Genomic DNA, 19,306 nt, shown 5'->3' with positions numbered 1-19,306 from the left:
CGGAAACGCGGATACGGTACACACGCAATTTCTGGCCGTCAAGCGAGAATCTTGTGGATTTCACGAGTGACAACGCGAAACTGTTTCGCTAACCTGGTGTGCGGAAGGGAGCCGCATGGGACGAGGCCGCGGAACGCGCCCCACGCTCGAGCAGGTGGGCGCGCAGCTCGGGGTGTCCAAGGGCACCGTGTCGAAGGTGCTGAACGACCGCCCGGGGGTCTCCGACGCGGTGCGCGCGCGGGTGCGCGAGGCGCTGGGCGCCGTCGGTTACGAGGCGCCCGCCCGCCCGGGCTCGGGGCACCCGTCCGCCGTGATCATGTTCGACACGCTCGCGAACCTCTACGCGCTCACGCTGCTCGACGGCATCGTCGCGGAGGGGCAGGCGCGGGGCGTGGCGATCGAGGTCGACGTGCTCGCGCCGCTATCGCCGGGTCCCGGCGGCGCCCCGACGGAGGAGCGGATCCGCGCCCTCCACGCGCGCGGGCACGCGGGCCTCATGGTGGCCATCACGCGGGTCTCGCGGGCCGTCGTCGAGCTCTGCCACGAGCTCGACTTTCCGCTCGTGGCCGTCGATTCGCCGAACGAGCTCGACCCGCAGGTCGCGACGGTCGGCTCGGACGGCATGATGGGCGGCTACCAGGGCACGGCCCACCTCGCCGAGCTCGGCCACCGCCGCATCGCCTTCGTCGGCGGCTCGCCGACGCACGCCGGCCTGCGTTCGCGCCTCGCGGGCTATCGGTCCGTGCTTGAGGAGGCCGGCATTCCCTTTGATCCCGAGCTCGTGTCGGAGCGGGGCATGATGAGCGCGGGCGTCGCGGCCGAGGCGATGCGCGCGCTCCCGGATCCGCCGACGGCCTTCTTCGCGGGGAGTGATCCCTCGGGCCTCGACCTCGTGCGGACCCTCACGCGCGCGGGGCTGAGCGTTCCGGGCGACGTGAGCGTCGTGAGCTTCGACGACACCTACGCGACGCTGCCCGCCCCGGCGCTCCTCACGACCGTGCACACGCCGGTCGCCGAAATCGGGAGGGTGGCTCTCGGGACCCTCATGGGGATCCGGGACGGGAGGCCGCCCGTGTCGCACCACGTGTCGCTCGCAACGCACCTCGTCGTGCGCGAGACGACGGCGCCGCCGCGGGGCTGACCCGGGCGGCGCGCGTCGTCAGGAGGCCTCGGGGTCGCGCGTCGCGGCGGACCCGAACGCGGCCCCGGGGAAGCCCCGCGGCGCCGGGGACTCGGCGCCGCGGCCGTCATCCTCCGCGTCGTCGGCGTCCTCGGCGAACATCGCTCGCAGCTGTGACGACCACTCGTCGGCGTCGGCGTCGGCGTCGGCCGCGCCTGCGTCCGCCGCCGTCCCGAAGGGGACGCCCGTGATGAGCGCGCCGGCCTCGTCCGCGGCGCGCGGATCCGTCGCCTCGCGGTCCGCGGCCCCGTCGGCGTCTTCTGCGGTGCCCGCCACCTCGTCCTCGCTCGGCGCGTCGTCCCACGGGGCGTCGTCGCCGGATTCGGCGGCGGCGGCCTCGTCGGCGTCGGCGTCGATCGGGCCGTCCTCCGCGTCGTCCGCCGGCTCCGCGTCGTCCGCCGGCTCCGCGTCGTCGGACCCCGCGTCGTCGTCGGGCTCCGCGTCGTCCGCCTCGGCCGCGGTCTCGGCGCCCGCGTCGTCGGCCTCGGCATCGTCCTCGTCCGCGTCCGCTGTCGCATCCGCGTCGGCACCCTCGGACCCCGCGTGCTCCGCAGCGTCGTCCGCGGCTTCCTCCGCGGGGGCGGGGGCCTCGTCGGCGCCCGCGTCGCCCGCGGTTTCGTCCGCGGCGGCAGCGACGCTTTCGTCGTCCCCGTCCTCGTCCTCGTCGTCGGCCGCGTGCAGCGCGCTCGCGAGGCCCGCGAGCGCGGCGGACCCGGGTAGAGCGCGGTCGTGCGCCTCGATGTCGGCCTGCGACGGGTCGCCGCTGAGGAGCTCGTCGAAGCTGAGGGGTGCATCGGTCTCGGCAGGCTCGTTGTCGCCGGCGGCCCCCTCGGCGGGCTCGTCGTCGCCGGCGGCGGGCTCCTCGGCGGGATTCTCATCACCGGCGGGCGCGTCGTCCGCGAGCGGGGCGGGCTCGAGCGCCGCGGTGCGCGCCGGGGCCTGCCACGTGCCCTCGATGATCTGCAGGTAAATGTCCTCGAGCGTCGGCCCGCGATGAGTGAGCGTCGTCAGGGCGATGCCCTCGCGCGCCGCGAGCGCCCCGATCTGCGACGCGGTCGCGCCGTCGACGGCGATGCCCGACCGGAGCACCCGATAGCCCAGCCCGGCCGATGCGAGCAGCGCGCCCAGCGCGTCGCGATCCGACGCGTCGACCGTCACGGTGCCGCCCTCGGCCTCGCTGAGCAGCTCGATGGGGCCCTCGAACAGGAGCTGGCCCTCGTTGAGCACGAGCAGCGCGTCGGCCACCTGCTCGACCTCGCTGAGCAGGTGCGAGGACATGAGGACGGTGCGCCCCTCGTCGGCGAAGCGGCGCATGAGGAGGCGAATCCACCGGATCCCCTCGGGGTCGAGACCGTTGGCCGGCTCGTCGAACACGAGGACGCCGGGGTCGCCGAGGAGCGCCTCGGCCACGACCAGGCGGTGCTTCATGCCCAGGGAGAGCGAGTCGATGCGCACGTCGCCCATGTCGGCGAGCCCCACGATCGTGAGGACCTCGGAGACGCGGCCCGCGCTCACGCCGACCTGCTTGGCCGCGCGCGCGAGGTACTTCGCCGCGGTCTTACGGCGGAAGCGGTCGAGGGAGCGCGTCGACAGCACGGATCCGATCGCGGCGGCGGGCCGCACGATCTGCGTGTAGGGGCGCCCGCCGATCGTCGCGGACCCGCGGGTCGGGCGCAGCTGCCCCAGGAGGATGCGGAGCGTCGTCGTCTTGCCCGCCCCGTTCGGGCCGAGGAAAGCCGTCACGAGGCCCGGCTCGACGCGCGCCGTGAGGCTCGCCACCGCCGGGACATCCCCGAACACCATCGACACATCGGAGAATTCCAGCACCTTGCCGTCGCTCACGCGCACCTCCCTCACTCGTTGTGCGTTTCCCCCATCTTTGCCGATAACCCCTGGGAGGTGTGGGATCTGACCGCCGGTAACGTGTCCGGGGTGAGTGCACCCGAGGCCGACCCCCGCATCAGAGTTCGCGTTCGCGACGGCGTGGGGCGCATCACCCTGGATCGCCCCGAGGCGATCAACGCCGTCGATCTGTCGATGCTCACGACCGTGATGGCCGCGCTCGACACCTGGCGCGAGGATCCGGAGGTCGATCTCATCGTCTTCGACGGGGTGGGCGATCGGGGGTTCTCGGCCGGCGGCGACGTGCGCGCGCTGTACGCGGGGATCGGCGCGGGCGAGGTCCGCGACGCGGAGGAGTTCTTCCGCACGGAGTACCGCATGAACGCGGCGATCGCCGAGTACCCGAAGCCCGTGATCGCCTTCGCCGACGGGATCACGATGGGCGGTGGGATCGGCATGGCCGGGCACGCGCACGTCCGCATCGTCACGGAGACCTCGCGCCTCGCGATGCCCGAGACGCGGATCGGCTTCACGCCCGACGCCGGCGGATCCTGGCTCCTCGCCCGCGCTCCCGGGCGCATCGGCGAGTATCTCGCCCTCACGAGCGACGCGATGGACGCCGCCGACGCGATCTACGCCGGGTTCGCCGACCACCTCGTGCCGCGGGCCGACCTCCCGGCCGTTCTGCACGCGCTCGAGACGCGGGCGGATCCCGCCACCCCCACGGAGCTCGTCCTGCTCTTCGACGAGACCCCCGAGGAGAGCGGCCTCACCGCTGCCCGCGCGTGGATCGACGACGCGTTCTCGCGCGACACCCTGCCGGGGATCCTCGACCGGCTGCGCGAGCTCGCGGCCGACGCGCGCTGGGCGGCCGACGTGCGCTCGCCCGCCACCGCGCTCGCCGCTCTCGAGGAGCGCCCGCCGACCGCGCTCGCCGTCACGCTCGCCGCGATCCGGTCCGCGCGCGCCCTCCCCGGGCTGCGGGCCGCGCTCGAGCAGGAGTTCCGCCTCATCGGCTGGTTCGCGACGACGCAGCCCGACATGCTCGAGGGGATCCGCGCGCAGATGGTCGACAAGGACCGCCGCCCGCGGTGGCACCCCGCGACGCTCGCCGAGCTTCCCGCCGACATCGTGGGCCAGGCCTTCTCCCACGAGAACCCCCGGCCCCTGTTCTAACGCCCGCGCCCGGCGCGCCAAATGCGTCGCGAGATGACACACGCCCGCTACCGGGCGATCACATGCCGTGCCTAGGGTGGGCACGGGAGGCGATCGGATGGCGCGGGTAGAGGACTTCGGCACGTACGGCGTGTGGCTGTGGGAGAGCGCGTGGACGCCGGGCGTCGCGGCCGTGGCCGAGCGCCTCGGCTACACGACGCTGTGGATCGGCGGATCCCCCGACGCGGAGCTCACGAGCGTCGAGGCGGTGCTCAACGAGACGGAGCGCGTCGTCGTCGCCACGGGCATCGTCAACATCTGGCAGGCGGATCCCGTCGAGGTCGCGGCGTCCTACCTGCGCATCACCGACCAGCACCCGGGCCGGTTCGTGGTCGGCATCGGCTCGGGGCACCGCGAGGCCACCCCCGAGCGCGTCCGTCCGCTCGCGGCGCTCGGGCGGTACCTCGACGTGTTCGACGCGGAGGGCGTGCCGCCCGAGCAGCGCCTGCTCGCGGCGCTCGGCGACAAGACGCTCGCGCTCGCCGCGGAGCGCACGCTCGGGGCCCACCCGTACCTCACGACGCCCGCGCACACGGCGCACGCGAAAGAGATCGTGGGCGAGCGGCTGCTCGCGCCCGAGCTGAAGGTGTCGCTCGCGGCCACGCCGGACGAGGCCCGCGCCACGGCTCGCGCCTTCCTCGACCGATACCTGCGGCTCGAGAACTACGTCGGCGCGCTGAAGCGGTTCGGCGCGAGCGAGGCGGACGTCTCGGACGGCGGATCCGACGCCCTCATCGATCTCGTGGCGGCGAACCCGACGGCCGCGGCCGCGGCGGCGGGCATCGGTCGCCATCTCGCGGCGGGCGCCACCCACGTCGGCGTGCAGCCGCTCGGCGCCGACATCCTCGGCTCGCTCGAGCGCGTCGCCGACGCCGTCGGGCTGACCGACGGCGCGTTGGGCGTGTCTTCCTCTTGATCGCCTCCTGCGCAGGGCCCGAGCATGCGCCTCGCGGCGCCTCCTCGGTCGACGATGCTGACGCATCGCCTCCCTCGTCCGCCTTGCGATCCACGTACTCGGGCCCTTGCTCGGTGCGGCTCCAAGAGGGAGACACGCCCTAGCCCGTCAGTCGTCGCGACTCGCGGCGGGGGCGTCGTCGGGGAGGAGCTTCAGCCCGACGACCGCGCCCACGATCCCGGCGATGAAGAGGAGCTTCGGCGCGGACACCTCCTCGGCGCCGGTCGCCATGGCATAGAGGACGGTAAGTGTCGCACCGACGCCCACCCAGACCGGGTAGGCCGTAGCGATCGGGATGCGCTTCGCCGCGACGCCGAGCCCGACCATGCTCGCCGTGAGTGCGACGAGGAAGACGGCGGTCGGGATCGGCTGCGTCAGCCCGCCCGACAGGCCGAGCGCGGTCGCCCACACCGCCTCGAAGACGGCGCTAACGAGGAGAACGACCCACGCCACCTCAGCTCACCGCCTTCAGGCCGACGATCGAGCACACGAGCAGCGCGAGCAGCAGGATCCGCGCGGCCGTCGCGCGCTCCTGGCGCGTGACGAGCGCCCACACCACCGTGAGCGTCGCGCCGACCCCGACCCACACCGCGTAGGCCGTCCCGGTGTCGAGACCCGTCATCGCCCAGGCGAGGCCGGCCATGCTTGCGGCCAGGGACACCACGAACAGCACGGTCGGCTTCCACCGGCGAAATCCGCGCGACGCGGCCAGCGCCGAGGCCCAGACGGCCTCCAGCATGCCCGAAGCGATCAGTACGACCCATTCCATGGCGAGGGTCACCCCTTCGTGGCCGTCTTGTCGCGGTGCGGGTACGGCTCCCTCGTCCGCGAGCGCCCTGGGGGGTGCTCACGCATCCCAGGATACCCAGAGGACCTATGCATCCCCTGGTCGCTCTCCGCCCGCCACGGGCACCTCGGCGGTGCCGAGGGATTCCTCGATCGCGGCGACCTCGTCGACGTCGACCGCCGCGTGCTCGAACTGGCTCTGGTAGAGCCGCCAGTACGCGCCGCGGCCCTGGATGAGCGCGTCGTGCGTGCCCTGCTCGACGATGCGGCCCTTCTCCATCACGAGGATGAGGTCGGCGTCGCGGATGGTCGAGAGGCGGTGCGCGATGACGAACGAGGTGCGGCCCTCGCGCAGCGCGGCCATCGCCTTCTGCAGCAGGAGCTCCGTGCGCGTGTCGACGGAGCTGGTCGCCTCGTCGAGGATGAGGACCTGCGGGCGGCGCACGAAGGCGCGCGCGATCGTCACGAGCTGCCGCTCGCCGGCCGAGAGGTTCGCGGCCTCCTCCTCCAGCACCGTGTCGTAGCCGTCCGGCAGCGAGTGCACGAATCGGTCGACGTAGGTGGCCTCGGCCGCGCGGCGCACCTCCTCGTCGGTCGCGTCCGCATTGCCGTACCGGATGTTCTCGCGGATGGATCCCGAAAACAGCCACGGATCCTGCAGGACCATGCCGGTGCGCCCGCGCAGGTCGCCGCGGGTCATCTCGGCGACGTCCTGGCCGTCGAGGCGGATGGCCCCGCCGCGGGCCTCGTAGAAGCGCATGAGGAGGTTCACGAGCGTGGTCTTGCCGGCGCCCGTGGGCCCGACGATCGCGACGGTGTGGCCCGGCTCGACGCGGAAGGAGAGGTCCTCGATGAGCGGCTGGTCGTCGGAGTACGAGAACGTGACGCCGTCGAAGGAGATCACGCCCGCGCCGTCCTCCGGCGCCGTCGGGGCGTCGTCGCGGTCCGGCTCCTCCTCGTCCTCGTCCAGCAGCTCGAAGACGCGTTCGGCCGACGCGGTGCCCGACTGCACGACGGGCAGCATGCCGCCGAGCTCGGTGAGCGGCTGCGTGAACTGCTGCGAGTACTGCACGAAGGCCTGGACGTCGCCGATGCGGATCTGCCCGTTCGCGACCATGATCCCGCCGAGCACCGCGATGCCCGCGTAGGTGAGGTAGCCGACGAACTGCATCGACGGCATCATGACCCCGGAGAGGAACTGCGCCTGGAAGGAGGCGCGGAACAGCTCCTCGTTCTCCTCGTCGAACGCCTCGGCGACGGCCTTCTCGCGGCCGTAGACCTTCACGAGCGCGTGGCCGGAGAAGGACTCCTCGACCCGCGAGTTCAGCCGCCCGACCTTGCGCCACTGCGCCTGGAACGCCTTCTGCGACTTCGGACCGATGACGCCCATGATGATCGCGATGAGCGGCAGGGACACGAGCGCGACGAGCGCGAGCTGCCACGAGATCGAGAACATCATCCCGATGACGCCGACGACCATGAGCAGCGACGTGATCGCGCCCGACAGCGACTGTTGCAGCGTCTGGGTCATGTTGTCGACGTCGTTCGTGACGCGGCTGATCAGCTCACCGCGCTGCACGCGGTCGAAGTAGCTCAGCGGCAGGCGGTGGATCTTCGCCTCGATGTCTTCGCGGACGCGCCACATCGTGCGCACCATGACGACGTTGATGATGTAGCCCTGGAGCCACTGCAGCAGCGCGGAGACGACGTAGATCGACAGCGCCCACACGACGACCGTGCGCAGCTGCGCGAAGTCCACCCCGTCGCCCGGGGAGAAGTTCTGCATCGCGGCGACCATGTTCGCGAAGTCGCCCTGCCCCGATGCCTCCAGCGCGTCGACGACCTCGGCCTGGCTCATGCCCTCGAACCCGGACCCCAGCACCTGCGACATCACGCCCTCGAAGACGATGTTGGTCGCCTCGCCGAGCACGCGCGGGCCCGCCACGGACAGCACCACGCCGAGCGCGCCGAGGAGGGTCGCGAACCCGAACACCCAGGCGTACGGGCGCAGGAGGCCGATGAAGCGCCGGAAGCTCGGCCAGAAGTTCTGGGGCTTGCCGCCCATCGCGCCCGGCTCGTTCGCGCCGGCGGCGGCGATCGCCTCGTGCGTCTGGCGCTCCTCCTCGCGGTCCGGGGTCTGGACGTCGCCGCTCATGCGCGCACCTCGCTCTCGTCCGCGCCGCGCTGGGAGGCGACGATCTCGCGGTAGGTCTCGCTCGTCTCGAGGAGCTCCTCATGCGACCCGACCCCGGCCATGCGGCCGTCGTCGAGGACGACGATGCGGTCGGCGTCGGTGATCGTTGAGACGCGCTGCGCGACGACGATCTTCGTCACCTCCGGCAGCTCTCGCCAGAGCGCCTGGCGCAGCCGCGCGTCGGTCGTGAGGTCGAGCGCGGAGAACGAGTCGTCGAAGACGAGGATGTCGGGCTGGTGCACGATGGCGCGGGCGATCGCGAGCCGCTGGCGCTGGCCGCCCGAGACGTTCGTGCCGCCCTGGGCGATCGCCGTGTCGAGGCCGTCGGGCTTGTCGCGCACGAAGTCGGCCGCCTGCGCGATCTCGAGGGCGCGCCACAGCTCCTCGTCCGTGGCGTCCTCGCGGCCGAAGCGGAGGTTCGTCGCGATCGTGCCGCTGAAGAGGAACGGCCGCTGCGGCACGAGACCGATGCCCCGCCAGAGCGTGTCGAGGTCGGCCTTGGCCACGTCGACGCCCTGCGCGCGGACCGTGCCCGCCGTCGCGTCGAACAGGCGGGGGATGAGGGAGATGAGCGTCGACTTGCCCGCGCCCGTCGAGCCGATGATCGCGACCGTCTCGCCCGGATCCGCGCGGAAGGTGATGCCCGAGAGCACGGGCGCCTCGGCGCCCGGATAGGTGAATCCCACGTCACGGAACTCGACCGCGCCGCGCCGCGGCATCTCGGCCACGGGGTGGGCCGGGGGCACGAGTGTCGTCTCGCTCGCGAGCACCTCGCCGATGCGCTCGGCCGAGACCGAGGCGCGCGGGATCATGATCGCCATGAAGCTCGCCATCATGACGCCGCCGAGGATCTGGCCGACGTACTGCATGAAGGCGAACAGGGTGCCGATCTGCGTGTTTCCGGCGTCGACCTCGATGCCGCCGAACCACACCACCGCGACGATCGTGACGTTCAGCACGAGCATGACGAGCGGGAACATCAGGACGAAGAGGGAGCCGACCTTGCGGCCGACGACCATGATGTCAGTGTTCGCGAGGCGGAAGCGATCCTCCTCGATCCGCTCGCGGACGAACGCGCGCACGACGCGCACGCCCGTGAGCTGCTCGCGCATGATGCGGTTCACGGCGTCGAGCCGGGTCTGGTAGCTCCGGAACAGCGGCACCATGCGGCTGATGATGAGCCCCGCGAGCGCCAGGAGGACGGGGATGGACACCGCGAGGATCCAGCTGAGGCCCACGTCCTGCCGGACGGCCATGATGATGCCGCCGATCGCCATCATGGGCGCCATGACGAGCATCGTCGCGCTCATCATGGCGAGCATCTGCACCTGCTGGACATCGTTCGTGTTGCGCGTGATGAGCGACCCCGCGCCGAACGACGAGACCTCGCGCTCGCTGAAGCCCGAGACCTTGCGGAAGACGTCGCGCCGGATGTCGCGGCCGAGGCCCATGGCCGCGCGCGCGGCGCAGAGCGTCGCGATGATCGCGGCGACGATCTGCCCGAGCGCGACGAGGAGCATCCACAGGCCCGTGCGGACGATATAGCCCACGTCGCCGCTCGCGACGCCGTTGTCGATGATGTCGGCGTTGAGGGTCGGGAGGAAGAGCGCCGCAAGCGCGGAGCACAGCTGGAAGACGAGCACGCCCACCAGGAGGAGGCGATACCGCGCGAGGTATCGCGTGAGGATTTTCCGGAGCACGGATAGAGCACACCACACCCCACCGACATCGGGAAGCCCGCGCGCGGCTGCGCCGCCCGGTCCCGCGCGAGTGGGGAGAATGGATCCATGCCCATCCGCTTCCGCGCCGCCCACGATCAGATCCCGACGTTCGCGCGCGCGGACCTGCCGGAGGACCTCGTGCGCGCGTGCTTCAACGAGCCGCACGTCCCGCCGCTTCCGGGCCTGGAGGAGGCGATCCGCGCCGAGATCCCGCGCCTGAACGAGTACGGATCCGCCCTCGACGCCGCGCGCGCCGCGGTCGGCCGCGCGCACGGCCGCGCCCCCGAGGAGGTGCTGTTCGGCTCGGGCAGCATGGACCTCATCCGCGCGCTCGTGGGCGCCGTGTGTGAGCCGGGCGACGAGGTGCTCTTCAGCTGGCCCACCTTCGAGGGGTACGTCTCCGCGTGCCACACCCACGGGGCGACGCCGGTGACGGTGCCGGCGACGCCGGACGGCGCGCCCGACGTGGCGGCGCTCGCCGCGGCCCTCACCCCGCGCACCCGCGTCGTCATCGTGGCGACCCCGGAGAACCCCTCGGGGCGCGCGCTGACGGGGCAGGAGCTGGAGCGGCTCGTCGCGGCGATCCCCGGCGACGTCGTGCTCGCCCTTGACGAGGCCTACAGCGACTTCGCGACGAGCCCGCGCGCCCGCTTCGGCGCCCCGGTGTTCGGCGACGCGATCGCCCTGCCGGACGGTGCGGTCGTCCTGCGCACCCTCTCGAAGGCTGCGGGGCTCGCAAGCCTCCGCGTCGGGTACGCGCTCGCCCGCCCGGAGATCATCGCGGGGCTCGCGAAGATGCGCACGGAGAACGGGGTCGACCGCCTCGCGATCGCCGCGACCGCGTTCTGCTTTTCCAACGCGGGGCTCGACGCGATCGACGAGCGGGTCGCCTGGATCGTCGCCGAGCGTCAGCGCATCGAGCGCACGCTGCGCGACCGGATGGAGCGCGCGGAGGCCGAGGGCGAGCCGTCGATCCCCGTCCCGCACTCGGATGGCAACTTCGTCTGGCTCCCGGTGGGCGAGCGCGCCGAGGAGCTCGCGGCCGAGCTGCGCTCGACCGCGCGGATCCTCGCCCGGGCGTTCCCGGGGCTCGGCGTGCGGTACACGGTCGTCGAGGCGGAGCACAACGACCGCTTCATCGACGCCGTCAGTGCGTGGGCGACGACGACCCGATAGGCGCGCGGGAGGGCGTCAGTCGCCGATGCCCAGGAGCTCGAGCGGGTGCGTCAGCCGCCACTCGAGGCTGGGGCGCGGCAGGTCGCCCGTCGTGACGAGGATCACCTCGTCGCTGTCGAGCGTGCCCGATACCGTGGCCGTGCCGACCTCGTCGCCGGCGCTGTCGCCGATCTCGATCGCGTAGTCGCTCGAGACCTCGCCGAGCTCGGAGTTCCAGAGCGTGAGCTGGGCCGCCCCGTCCGTGGCGATGTCGGTCGATCCGCCCCAGGGCGTGGTCGCGGTGGCGACGACCGTGCCCGCCGGCAGCGCCTCCGCGGGCTGCAGGGCCGCCGTCGCCGCCGCGAGCACGTCGCGGCTCACCTGCGCCTGCGCGTCCGAGTCGAGCTGACCCATGACCGCGGCATACACGCGGATCGGCTCCTCGCCGCCCGTGTCCACGTCCTTCGCGGTCGTGAGGTTGTAGGTGACGACGTTCCACTCGTCGAGGTGGCCCGTCTTGATCCCCACGATCCCGTCCTCCGAGATCAGCGGGTTGGAGTTCTCGACGATGCCGGCCCCCGGCAGCTCCACGATCTCCTGCGAGACGATCTGCGCCACGACGGGGTTCGCGAGCGCCAGCTCGGACACGCGCACCATCGAGGTCGGCGTCGAGCGGTTGTCGGCGCTGATGCCCGTCGCGTCGACGACGACCGTGTCCGTGATCCCGTTGTCCTGCAGCCACGCGATCGCGTCGGTCGTGTAGGCGAGGCGGTCGCCCTCCCACAGCGCGTCGACGAGCTTGTTGGCGTAGTTCCCGGCGGATCCCATGAGGATCCCCTCGAGCATCTGGCGGTAGGTCAGCGTCCCGCCGATGGGCACGTCGAGCGCCGACTCGTTCTGCCAGCGCAGCGCGTCGGCCTCGATCTGGTCGAGGTACCCGAAGTCGTAGGAGGGGCCGTCCTCGCCCGCCTCGAGCGGCTGCCGGTCGAGGAGGACCATGACCGTGATGACCTTCGTCAGGCTCGCCATGGGCGCGGGGGTCTCGGCCACGCCCGTCTCGGAGGAGCTGAGGATCTCGCCCGTGCCCGCGACCGAGACGGCCGCCTGGCCGTTGGTGGGCCACGGGATGTTCGCGCTGGCGCCGACGGAGGTGTCGACCTCGACGGCCGAGACGGCGGGCGAGACGTTGTCGAGCGGCCACACGGCGAACGCGACGACGTACGCGACCGCGAGGACGATCGCCGTCACGATGGGGGCGAGGATCGCGCCGGCCCAGCGGCGCCGCCGCTTCTCGGGCACGAGGTCGGCCTGCAGCCCGACGAGCGGGGACTGCCCCGTCGCGACGCTCTCCGCGGTGAGCCAGGCGAGCGCCTGCTCGGCCTGGTTGTCGGCGTCGTGGGGAACATACGCCGTGCGCACGCGCGGATCGGGTGCGTTAGGTGCGGCCACGACGGTCTCCTCGGGAGTCGGTTCGGCGGGCGGGCGCACGATCTCGCCCGGGGTGTCGGCGTGGGCGGCCGCGGCGGCGAGGGCGGGTGCGGCCGCGGCGGCGAGAGGAGCGGCGGCCGGGGCCTCGGCCGCCGCGTCGTCCCACTCGTCCGAGGCCGGGTCCGTCACGATCTCGGCGTCGACCTCGTCCGATTCGTCGGCCGGGGTCTCCTCGAGCGACGGCGGCGCGGGCAGCGAGATCGGCCCCGACATCGGGGCGGGCTCGGCGGGCACGACCTGGCCGTCCGAGATGACGGGCAGTGACTGCGTGGCGGTGCCGAGCAGTTGCTGGAGGTCTTCCTCGGGCGTCTCGCTCCCGGGCCGGAATCCGCGGAACATCTCCGCGATGATGCGCACCGAGTCGGTCTGCGGCTGGGGCTCATCGACGAACGCGACGCCGGTGCTCGGATCCGCCGCGTCCGGGGCGTCGGCGGGCGGATCCGCGGGAGCCTCGGGCATCGCGAACAGCCCGGTGATCGTGGGGACGGGCTCTGTGGCGGGCGCGTGGCCCTCCTGCGGCGCGGCGCCCGAGGGGGTGCCCTCGTCGCCGCGGGGGCGCCCATCGTCAGTGCTCACGTAGGTCAACTTACGTGATCGCCCTCGCGGATCCCCGCAGATCGGCCCGGCGAAACCTCACGATCGCATTTCGGAACGCAGGTGGCGTGGCCTGGGCGTGCGTGCCTATACTCCCAGGCGCCGAGGAAATCACCTCGATCGTTCCCGCCGCGTCGCGGGGCGACAACCACGGGAGTCCGAGAAGCCGGGCTGAGAGGGCGCGAGCCGCGCGCCGACCGTCGAACCTGATCCGGATCATGCCGGCGCAGGAAGGGAGAAACATGAGCGCTTCCGCGCGCACTCATTCCGCTCAGATCACCGGGGGAGCCCGGCTCCGCTGGCGGGTCGTCGACATCGTCGTGGCCAGCGTCATTGCCGTGGCGTGCTCCGTCGTGTTCCTCGTGTGGAACGTCGGATACGAGCTGCCGGGGAGCCTGCTCGGGGCCGTGGCGCCGGGCCTCGGCGGTCTCATGGCGGGCCCGTGGCTGATCGCCGGCGTGATCGGCGGCCTCGTCGTGCGCCGCCCCGGCGCCGCGGTCTACACCGAGGTCGTGGCCGCCGTCATCTCGGCGCTCGTCGGCAACCAGTGGGCCGCCCTGACGATCGTGTCCGGCGTCGTGCAGGGGCTGGGCGCCGAGATCGTCCTCGCCCTGTTCCTGTACCGCCGGTTCGGGCCCGTCGTCGCCGTCCTCGCGGGCGCGCTCGCGGGCCTCGCGTGCGGCATCAACGACCGCGTGCTCTGGTACGCGGGGGCCGACGCGGCCTTCACCACGATCTACATCGCGTCGACGACGCTCTCGGGCGCGGTCATCGCCGGCCTCGGCGGCTGGCTCGTCGTCCGGGGGCTCGCCGCGACGGGCGCCCTCGGGCGGTTCGCCGCGGGCCGCACGTCCGCGTCGCGCGTGTGACCGGCGCGCGGGTCGACGCCCGGGCGTGGGGCTGGCGGTACGCCTCGCGCCTCGCCTGGGCGGCGCGCGGCCTCGACCTCGCGGTCGCGCCGGGCGAGCGGATCCTCCTGTCCGGGCTCTCCGGATCCGGCAAGTCCACCCTCCTGCACGCCCTCGCCGGCGTGCTGGGCGGGGCCGACGAGGGCGAGGAGGAGGGCGCTCTCGAGGTCGACGGCGCGGACCCGCGCGCGATCCGGGGGCGCGCCGGGCTCGTGCTGCAGGATCCGGACACGCAGGCCGTCATGCACCGCGTCGGCGACGATGTCGCCTTCGGGTGCGAGAACCTCGGCGTGCCGCGCGCGGAGACCTGGCGCCGCGTGCGCGAGGCGCTGACGCTCGTCGGCCTCGACGTCGGCCTCGACCACTCCACCTCCGCGCTCTCGGGCGGCCAGAAGCAGCGCCTCGCGCTCGCCGGGGCGCTGGCGATGCGGCCGGGCCTGCTGCTCCTCGACGAGCCGACCGCGAACCTCGACCCGGACGGCGTCGTCGAGGTGCGCGACGCCGTCCGACGGGTCGCGGACGAGACGGGGGCCACCCTCGTGATCGTCGAGCACCGCGCCGACGTGTGGCGCGGCGTCATCGACCGCGAGGTCCGGCTCGGTGACGCCGCCCCGGATGCCGCCGGGTTCGACGCGGGGGCGCCGCTCGCGCGCCCCGGCGAGACGCTGCTGGCGGCGGAGGGCCTCGTCGTCGGCCGCACCCGCGGCGTCGCCGTCGCGGGTCCCGTCGATCTCGAGATCCGCGCGGGCGAGGTCACGGGCATCACGGGGCCGAACGGCGCGGGAAAATCGACGCTCGGGCGCACGCTCGCCGGCCTGCTGCCCGCGGTGGGCGGATCCGTCGTGGCGTCCGAGGCGCTGCGGGAGGGCGCCGGAGTGGATCCGTCCCGCTGGTCCTCCCGCCAGCTCCTTACCCGCATCGGCACGGTGCTGCAGTCGCCCGACCACCAGCTGCTCGCGCGGACGGTCCGCGGCGAGCTCGAGGTCGGGCCCCGGGCGCTGAAGCTGCCCGCCGACGAGGTCGCGGCGCGCTCGGACGACCTGCTCGCCCGAATGCGGCTCGACCGGCTGTCCCGGGCCCACCCGCACACGCTGTCGGGCGGCGAGAAGCGCCGGCTCACGGTCGCCGCGATGCTCGCGACCCGCCCGCGCGTGTGCGTGCTCGACGAGCCGACCTTCGGGCAGGATCCGCGCACGTGGCGCGAGATGGTGGACGTCATCGGCGCCCTCGCCCGGGCCGGATCCGCCGTCGTCGCGATCACGCACGACCGCGACCTGCTCCGCGCGACCGGCGCCCGCGAGATCGCGCTGGAGGCCGCGTGATCCCCGACCTCGGCGCCGCCACCGGGCCGCTGTCCCGCATCAACCCCGTCGCGAAGCTCGCCGCCGCGCTCCTCATCGCCCTCCCGCTCGTCGTCACGATCGACGTCGTATCGGGCCTCACGGCGCTCGTCCTCGAGCTGCCCCTCCTGCTCGCGAGCGGGCTGTCGGCGCGGTCCTTCTGGGTCCGCACGCTCCCGGTCTGGATCGCGGCCCCGCTCGCGGCGCTGACGATCGCGCTCTACGGCGCGCCGGCGGGCGAGACGCATGCGCGGTGGCTCCTCGTCCACGTCACGGACGGATCCCTCGAGCTGGCCGCCGCGACGCTGTTCCGCGTGCTCGCGATCGCGCTGCCCGGCATCGTGCTGTTCGCCGGCGTCGACCCGACGGACCTCGCCGACGGGCTCGCGCAGCGCGCGCGCCTGCCCGCCCGGTTCGTGCTGGGGGCCCTCGGGGGCATGCGCCTCGTCGGGCTGCTCGTCAGCGACTGGCGCGAGCTCGAGACCGCGCGCCGGGCCCGCGGCGTCGCCGACACCGGGCGGATCCGCCGACTCGTGGGGATGGCGTTCTCGCTCGTCGTGCTGGCCATCCGGCGCGGCACGCACCTGGCCACCGCGATGGAGGCGCGGGCGTTCGGGGCCGACACCCCGCGCACCTGGGCGCGCGACAGCCCGTGGGGCTGGCGCGAATGGGCGCTCGTCGCGGCCGGTCTCGCGATCAGCGGCATCGCCCTCGCCGTGACGACCGCGACGGGGCACCTCAACGTCGTCCTGGGCGGCTGAGGGGGCTCAGGCGAGCGCGACGGACGCGCGGTCGGCGAGGGATCCGAACCGGGCCTCGACGGATCCGCGCACCTCGCTCGGGGCGCACGCGATGGCGAACTCCGCCATCATGTCGTCGGTGACGAGGGCGCCCATGCGCTCCCACTCGCCCCGGCGGCTCGCGGCGTGGAGAGCGTCGGCGGCGTCCTCCCAGCCGTGGAGCTCCATGACGGGGCGATAGGACGGCGTCGACGCGTAGAACGCGATCTGCGAGCGCACCGCCCGCTCGGCGGCCGCGCGCTCGGCGTCGCCTTGCCCCGTCACGACGAAGGGGGACACGACGACGTCGGTCCGGGCGCGCCCGGAGCGCTCGCGCCCCTGCGCCAGCGCGGGGAGGCTGACCTGCGCGAGGTAGGCGGGCGTCGTGAACGCGTGCGCGATGAACCCGTCGGCGGCCTCGCCCGCGAGCGCCGTCATCGCGGGACCCACCGCGGCGAGCCAGATGTCCGGAGGGCCGAAGGGGTTCGGGCCCGGGCTGAACATCGGCGTCATGAGCGTGTGCCGGTAGTGCTCGCCCCGCACGTCGAGCGCGCCGCCCGTCTCCCACGCCGCCCAGATCGCGCGCACGGCGGCGATGAACTCGCGCATCCGCGGCGCGGGCGCCGACCACGGCATCGAGAAGCGCTTCTCGATGTGCGGGCGCACCTGGGATCCGAGCCCCAGGGCGAAGCGCCCCTCGGCCGCGAGCTGCACGTCGTTCGCCGCCTGCGCGATCGTCATAGGGTTGCGCGCGAAGGCGACGGCGATCGAGGTGGCGACGTGGATCCGACGGGTCGCGGCCGCCGCGAGCGCGCACGCCACGAGGGGGTCGTGCGCGAGCTCGGGAACCTGGATCCCGTCGTAGCCGTCGGCCTCGGCCAGGCGGGCGGAGTCGGTCACCACGCGGGGCGAGGCGTCGCGGACGGCGATGTCGATGCGCATGGGCCCCAGTCTGGCCGAGCACCTCACGCACGACGCGCGCGTTGTCCGGCCCGCACAAGGCGGATCGCACAACGCGCGCGTCGGGATGTGGCGGGGCTCAGCCCGAGCAGACCTCGGCGAACTCCGTCGCCGCGTCCTGCAGCGCGGTCTGCGCCTCGGTCATGTCGGTGATGGCCGCCTGGGCGTCCTCGCTCGTCGGGTCCTCCGCGACGGTCTCGATGCTCGTCGCGACGATGTCGAACTGCGTGCCGAACTCGTCGAAGGCGGCCTTGACGTCGGCGTTGCCGAGCTCGGCGCTCGTGTCGGAGATCGCGGTGTTGATGTCAGAGATGATCGCGGTGATCCCCTCGACGTCCTGCTCCTGCATGAGGGTGGACATGTCGCCAATGCCCGAGGTGGCCTCGGTCATGGCATCGTTCGCCATCGTGCAGGCCTCCTCGACGGACTGCCCCGAGGGTGCGGCGTCGCCGGATCCGCCCGCGTCGCCCGAGCAGGCGGTCAGGGCGGCGGGAACGAGCGCGAGCGCGCCGAGGGCGGCGAGCAGGCGACCGCGTCGAGTGATGGTCATGACGACTCCGTCTCTGAGGAAGCAGGGTCCCCGGGACTGGGGGTGAAGAGTCCGGCCGGGCTCCCCCACGGGCCGGCCGGACACTCTCACGCTAGGGCCCCGAGCCCTGCCGTGCCATGGGGAGATCTCCCCTCGTCCCCCGTTTGGGGGACAGCGGAGGGCCGCGGGCCGGATCCGCCGACTAGTGCCCGGCTCCGCCGAGGGACCCCGGGCACGCCGCCTCCATCGGAGCGGGGCGGAATCGCGCGCGCGACCAGCGGATTCGCACCTGGGCGCCCTACCCTGGGGAGTATGACCGAGACCCCCGAGCGCCCGGACGCCCCCTCCGTCGCGTCCACCGTTCGCCAGGTGAAGCCGCGCGCCGAGGGCTGGGAGCAGCGCAAGGACGCCGCGGGGCGGCCGCTTTTGCAGTTCGCGAGCCCCAAGCGAGGCAAGCCGCCCGTGCACCTCGCCGACCTCACGCCCGATGAGCGCGTGGCGAAGGCGAAGGAGCTGGGCCTGCCGGGCTTCCGCGCGAAGCAGCTGGCGAAGCACTACTTCGAGCACTACACGCGGGATCCGGAGCGCATGACGGACCTGCCGAAGGAGGGCCGCGCCGAGCTCGTGGCCGGCATGCTCCCGACGCTCCTGACCGAGGTGCGCCGCCTGCAGACCGACGGCGGCGACACGATCAAGTTCCTCTGGAAGCTGCACGACGGCGCGCTCGTCGAGTCGGTGCTCATGCGCTACCCGGGCCGGATCACGCTCTGCGTGAGCTCGCAGGCCGGCTGCGGCATGAACTGCCCGTTCTGCGCGACGGGCCAGAACGGCCTGACGCGCAACATGTCGGCCGCCGAGATCGTCGACCAGGTCGTGCGGGCCAACGAGGTGATCGCGAACGGCGAGCTGGGCGGTAAGCGCGCCGACGACAACAGCGCCGAGCGCGTGAGCAACATCGTGTTCATGGGCATGGGCGAGCCGCTCGCGAACTACAACCGCGTCATGCAGGCCGTGCGCACGATGGTCGACAAGAAGCAGGGCCTCGGCATGAGCGCCCGCGGCATCACGATCTCGACCGTGGGCCTCGCCCCCGCGATCCGCAAGCTGACGGACGAGGACCTGCCCGTCACGTTCGCGCTCTCGCTCCACGCCCCCGACGACGAGCTCCGCGACGAGATGATCCCGGTGAACTCGCGCTGGAAGGTCGAGGAGGTGCTCGACGCCGCCCGCGGCTACTTCGATCGCACGGGCCGGCGCGTCTCGATCGAGTACGCGCTCATCCGCGACATGAACGACCACCCGTGGCGCGCGCAGCTGCTCGCGGACAAGCTCAACGCGCGCGGCCGCGGCTGGGTGCACGTCAACCCGATCCCGCTGAACCCGACGCCCGGATCCGTCTGGGACGCCTCGACGCGCGCCGCGCAGAACGAGTTCGTGCGGATCCTCAACGACGCTGGCGTGCCGACGACGATCCGCGACACCCGCGGCAAGGAGATCGACGGCGCCTGCGGCCAGCTCGTCGTGACGGAAGAGGACGAGCGGGTGGCGGCGACGCCGGCGTAGAACGCGCCCCCGTGTGGCCCCGTCGCGACGTTGCGCGACGGGGCCACACGTATTCAAACATGTGAAATCTCGCTTCAAACGATTGAACTCCGTAGCG

The 19,306-nt window shown here is 73.1% G+C and carries 16 protein-coding genes and 2 riboswitches; of the genes, 8 read left to right on the top strand and 8 right to left on the bottom strand.

The window, feature by feature from the left end; genetic code table 11:
- The first annotated feature begins 115 nt into the window (after positions 1 to 115).
- Positions 116 to 1,141, top strand: coding sequence for a LacI family DNA-binding transcriptional regulator (locus G8E01_RS01135; protein WP_166314700.1), 1,026 nt, complete (start codon positions 116 to 118; stop codon positions 1,139 to 1,141).
- A gap of 18 nt (positions 1,142 to 1,159) precedes the next feature.
- Here G8E01_RS01135 and G8E01_RS01130 read toward each other — a convergent pair whose 3' ends face one another.
- A complete protein-coding gene (locus G8E01_RS01130; RefSeq protein WP_166314697.1) occupies positions 1,160 to 3,022 on the bottom strand; it encodes an ATP-binding cassette domain-containing protein in 1,863 nt (620 codons plus the stop codon).
- Between the two features lie 90 nt (positions 3,023 to 3,112).
- Between G8E01_RS01130 and G8E01_RS01125 the strand changes: the two genes are divergently transcribed.
- On the top strand, positions 3,113 to 4,198 hold the full coding sequence (locus G8E01_RS01125) for a 3-hydroxyisobutyryl-CoA hydrolase (RefSeq protein WP_166314694.1): 1,086 nt from the start codon (positions 3,113 to 3,115) through the stop codon (positions 4,196 to 4,198).
- Between the two features lie 97 nt (positions 4,199 to 4,295).
- Entirely contained in the window at positions 4,296 to 5,153 is an 858-nt protein-coding gene (locus G8E01_RS01120) for a TIGR03620 family F420-dependent LLM class oxidoreductase (RefSeq protein ID WP_166314691.1), read from the top strand.
- A gap of 147 nt (positions 5,154 to 5,300) precedes the next feature.
- On the opposite strand, the gene G8E01_RS01115 is transcribed toward G8E01_RS01120, so the two are convergent.
- The 4 genes from G8E01_RS01115 to G8E01_RS01100 form a co-directional block, all read right to left on the bottom strand.
- Entirely contained in the window at positions 5,301 to 5,645 is a 345-nt protein-coding gene (locus G8E01_RS01115; protein ID WP_166314688.1) for an SMR family transporter, read from the bottom strand.
- A 1-nt stretch (position 5,646) separates the two neighbouring features.
- The gene (locus G8E01_RS01110; protein ID WP_166314685.1) at positions 5,647 to 5,961 is read right to left on the bottom strand and encodes a DMT family transporter; all 315 of its coding nucleotides are present in this window, start codon (positions 5,959 to 5,961) and stop codon (positions 5,647 to 5,649) included.
- Between the two features lie 15 nt (positions 5,962 to 5,976).
- Positions 5,977 to 6,044: riboswitch (guanidine-III (ykkC-III) riboswitch) on the bottom strand.
- A 22-nt stretch (positions 6,045 to 6,066) separates the two neighbouring features.
- Positions 6,067 to 8,133: an ABC transporter ATP-binding protein gene (locus tag G8E01_RS01105; RefSeq protein WP_166314682.1), complete on the bottom strand. Its 2,067-nt coding sequence runs from the start codon at positions 8,131 to 8,133 to the stop codon at positions 6,067 to 6,069.
- A complete protein-coding gene (locus G8E01_RS01100; RefSeq protein ID WP_166314679.1) occupies positions 8,130 to 9,872 on the bottom strand; it encodes an ABC transporter transmembrane domain-containing protein in 1,743 nt (580 codons plus the stop codon). Before G8E01_RS01100 ends, G8E01_RS01105 begins: the two co-directional genes overlap by 4 nt.
- A gap of 87 nt (positions 9,873 to 9,959) precedes the next feature.
- On the opposite strand from G8E01_RS01100, the gene G8E01_RS01095 reads away from it, so the two are divergent.
- Positions 9,960 to 11,069, top strand: a complete 1,110-nt coding sequence (locus G8E01_RS01095; protein ID WP_166314676.1) for an aminotransferase class I/II-fold pyridoxal phosphate-dependent enzyme — start codon at positions 9,960 to 9,962, stop codon at positions 11,067 to 11,069.
- 15 nt (positions 11,070 to 11,084) lie between these two features.
- Here the strand turns inward: G8E01_RS01095 and G8E01_RS12900 are convergent, their stop codons facing one another.
- Positions 11,085 to 13,112, bottom strand: coding sequence for a D-alanyl-D-alanine carboxypeptidase family protein (locus G8E01_RS12900; RefSeq protein WP_166314673.1), 2,028 nt, complete (start codon positions 13,110 to 13,112; stop codon positions 11,085 to 11,087).
- 158 nt (positions 13,113 to 13,270) lie between these two features.
- A riboswitch (TPP riboswitch) is annotated at positions 13,271 to 13,380 on the top strand.
- Between G8E01_RS12900 and G8E01_RS01085 the strand changes: the two genes are divergently transcribed.
- The 3 genes from G8E01_RS01085 (at position 13,373) to G8E01_RS01075 (ending at position 16,139) form a co-directional block, all read left to right on the top strand.
- Complete coding sequence (locus G8E01_RS01085) at positions 13,373 to 13,999, top strand: ECF transporter S component (RefSeq protein WP_166314670.1); 627 nt, start codon at positions 13,373 to 13,375, stop codon at positions 13,997 to 13,999. Its footprint overlaps the riboswitch before it by 8 nt.
- Positions 13,996 to 15,360, top strand: coding sequence for an ATP-binding cassette domain-containing protein (locus G8E01_RS01080; RefSeq protein ID WP_166314667.1), 1,365 nt, complete (start codon positions 13,996 to 13,998; stop codon positions 15,358 to 15,360). The genes G8E01_RS01085 and G8E01_RS01080 overlap by 4 nt, the downstream gene beginning before the upstream one ends.
- Positions 15,357 to 16,139: a CbiQ family ECF transporter T component gene (locus G8E01_RS01075; protein ID WP_166314664.1), complete on the top strand. Its 783-nt coding sequence runs from the start codon at positions 15,357 to 15,359 to the stop codon at positions 16,137 to 16,139. Before G8E01_RS01080 ends, G8E01_RS01075 begins: the two co-directional genes overlap by 4 nt.
- Before the next feature lie 6 nt (positions 16,140 to 16,145).
- Here G8E01_RS01075 and G8E01_RS01070 read toward each other — a convergent pair whose 3' ends face one another.
- Together G8E01_RS01070 and G8E01_RS01065 are read right to left on the bottom strand one after the other, a co-directional pair.
- Entirely contained in the window at positions 16,146 to 17,099 is a 954-nt protein-coding gene (locus G8E01_RS01070; protein ID WP_166314661.1) for a TIGR03617 family F420-dependent LLM class oxidoreductase, read from the bottom strand.
- Between the two features lie 97 nt (positions 17,100 to 17,196).
- A complete protein-coding gene (locus G8E01_RS01065) occupies positions 17,197 to 17,667 on the bottom strand; it encodes a hypothetical protein (RefSeq protein WP_166314658.1) in 471 nt (156 codons plus the stop codon).
- A 291-nt stretch (positions 17,668 to 17,958) separates the two neighbouring features.
- Between G8E01_RS01065 and rlmN the strand changes: the two genes are divergently transcribed.
- Positions 17,959 to 19,209 (top strand): dual-specificity RNA methyltransferase RlmN, encoded by a 1,251-nt coding sequence (gene rlmN / locus G8E01_RS01060; protein ID WP_166314655.1) that lies wholly within the window; start codon positions 17,959 to 17,961, stop codon positions 19,207 to 19,209.
- The last annotated feature ends 97 nt before the right edge of the window (positions 19,210 to 19,306 follow it).

This window comes from Microbacterium excoecariae, assembly GCF_011326725.1.
In the GTDB taxonomy this organism is placed as follows: Bacteria; Actinomycetota; Actinomycetes; order Actinomycetales; family Microbacteriaceae; genus Microbacterium; species Microbacterium excoecariae.
Note: the sequence above shows the minus strand (reverse complement) of the source record. Positions and strands in the feature narration are given on the sequence as shown.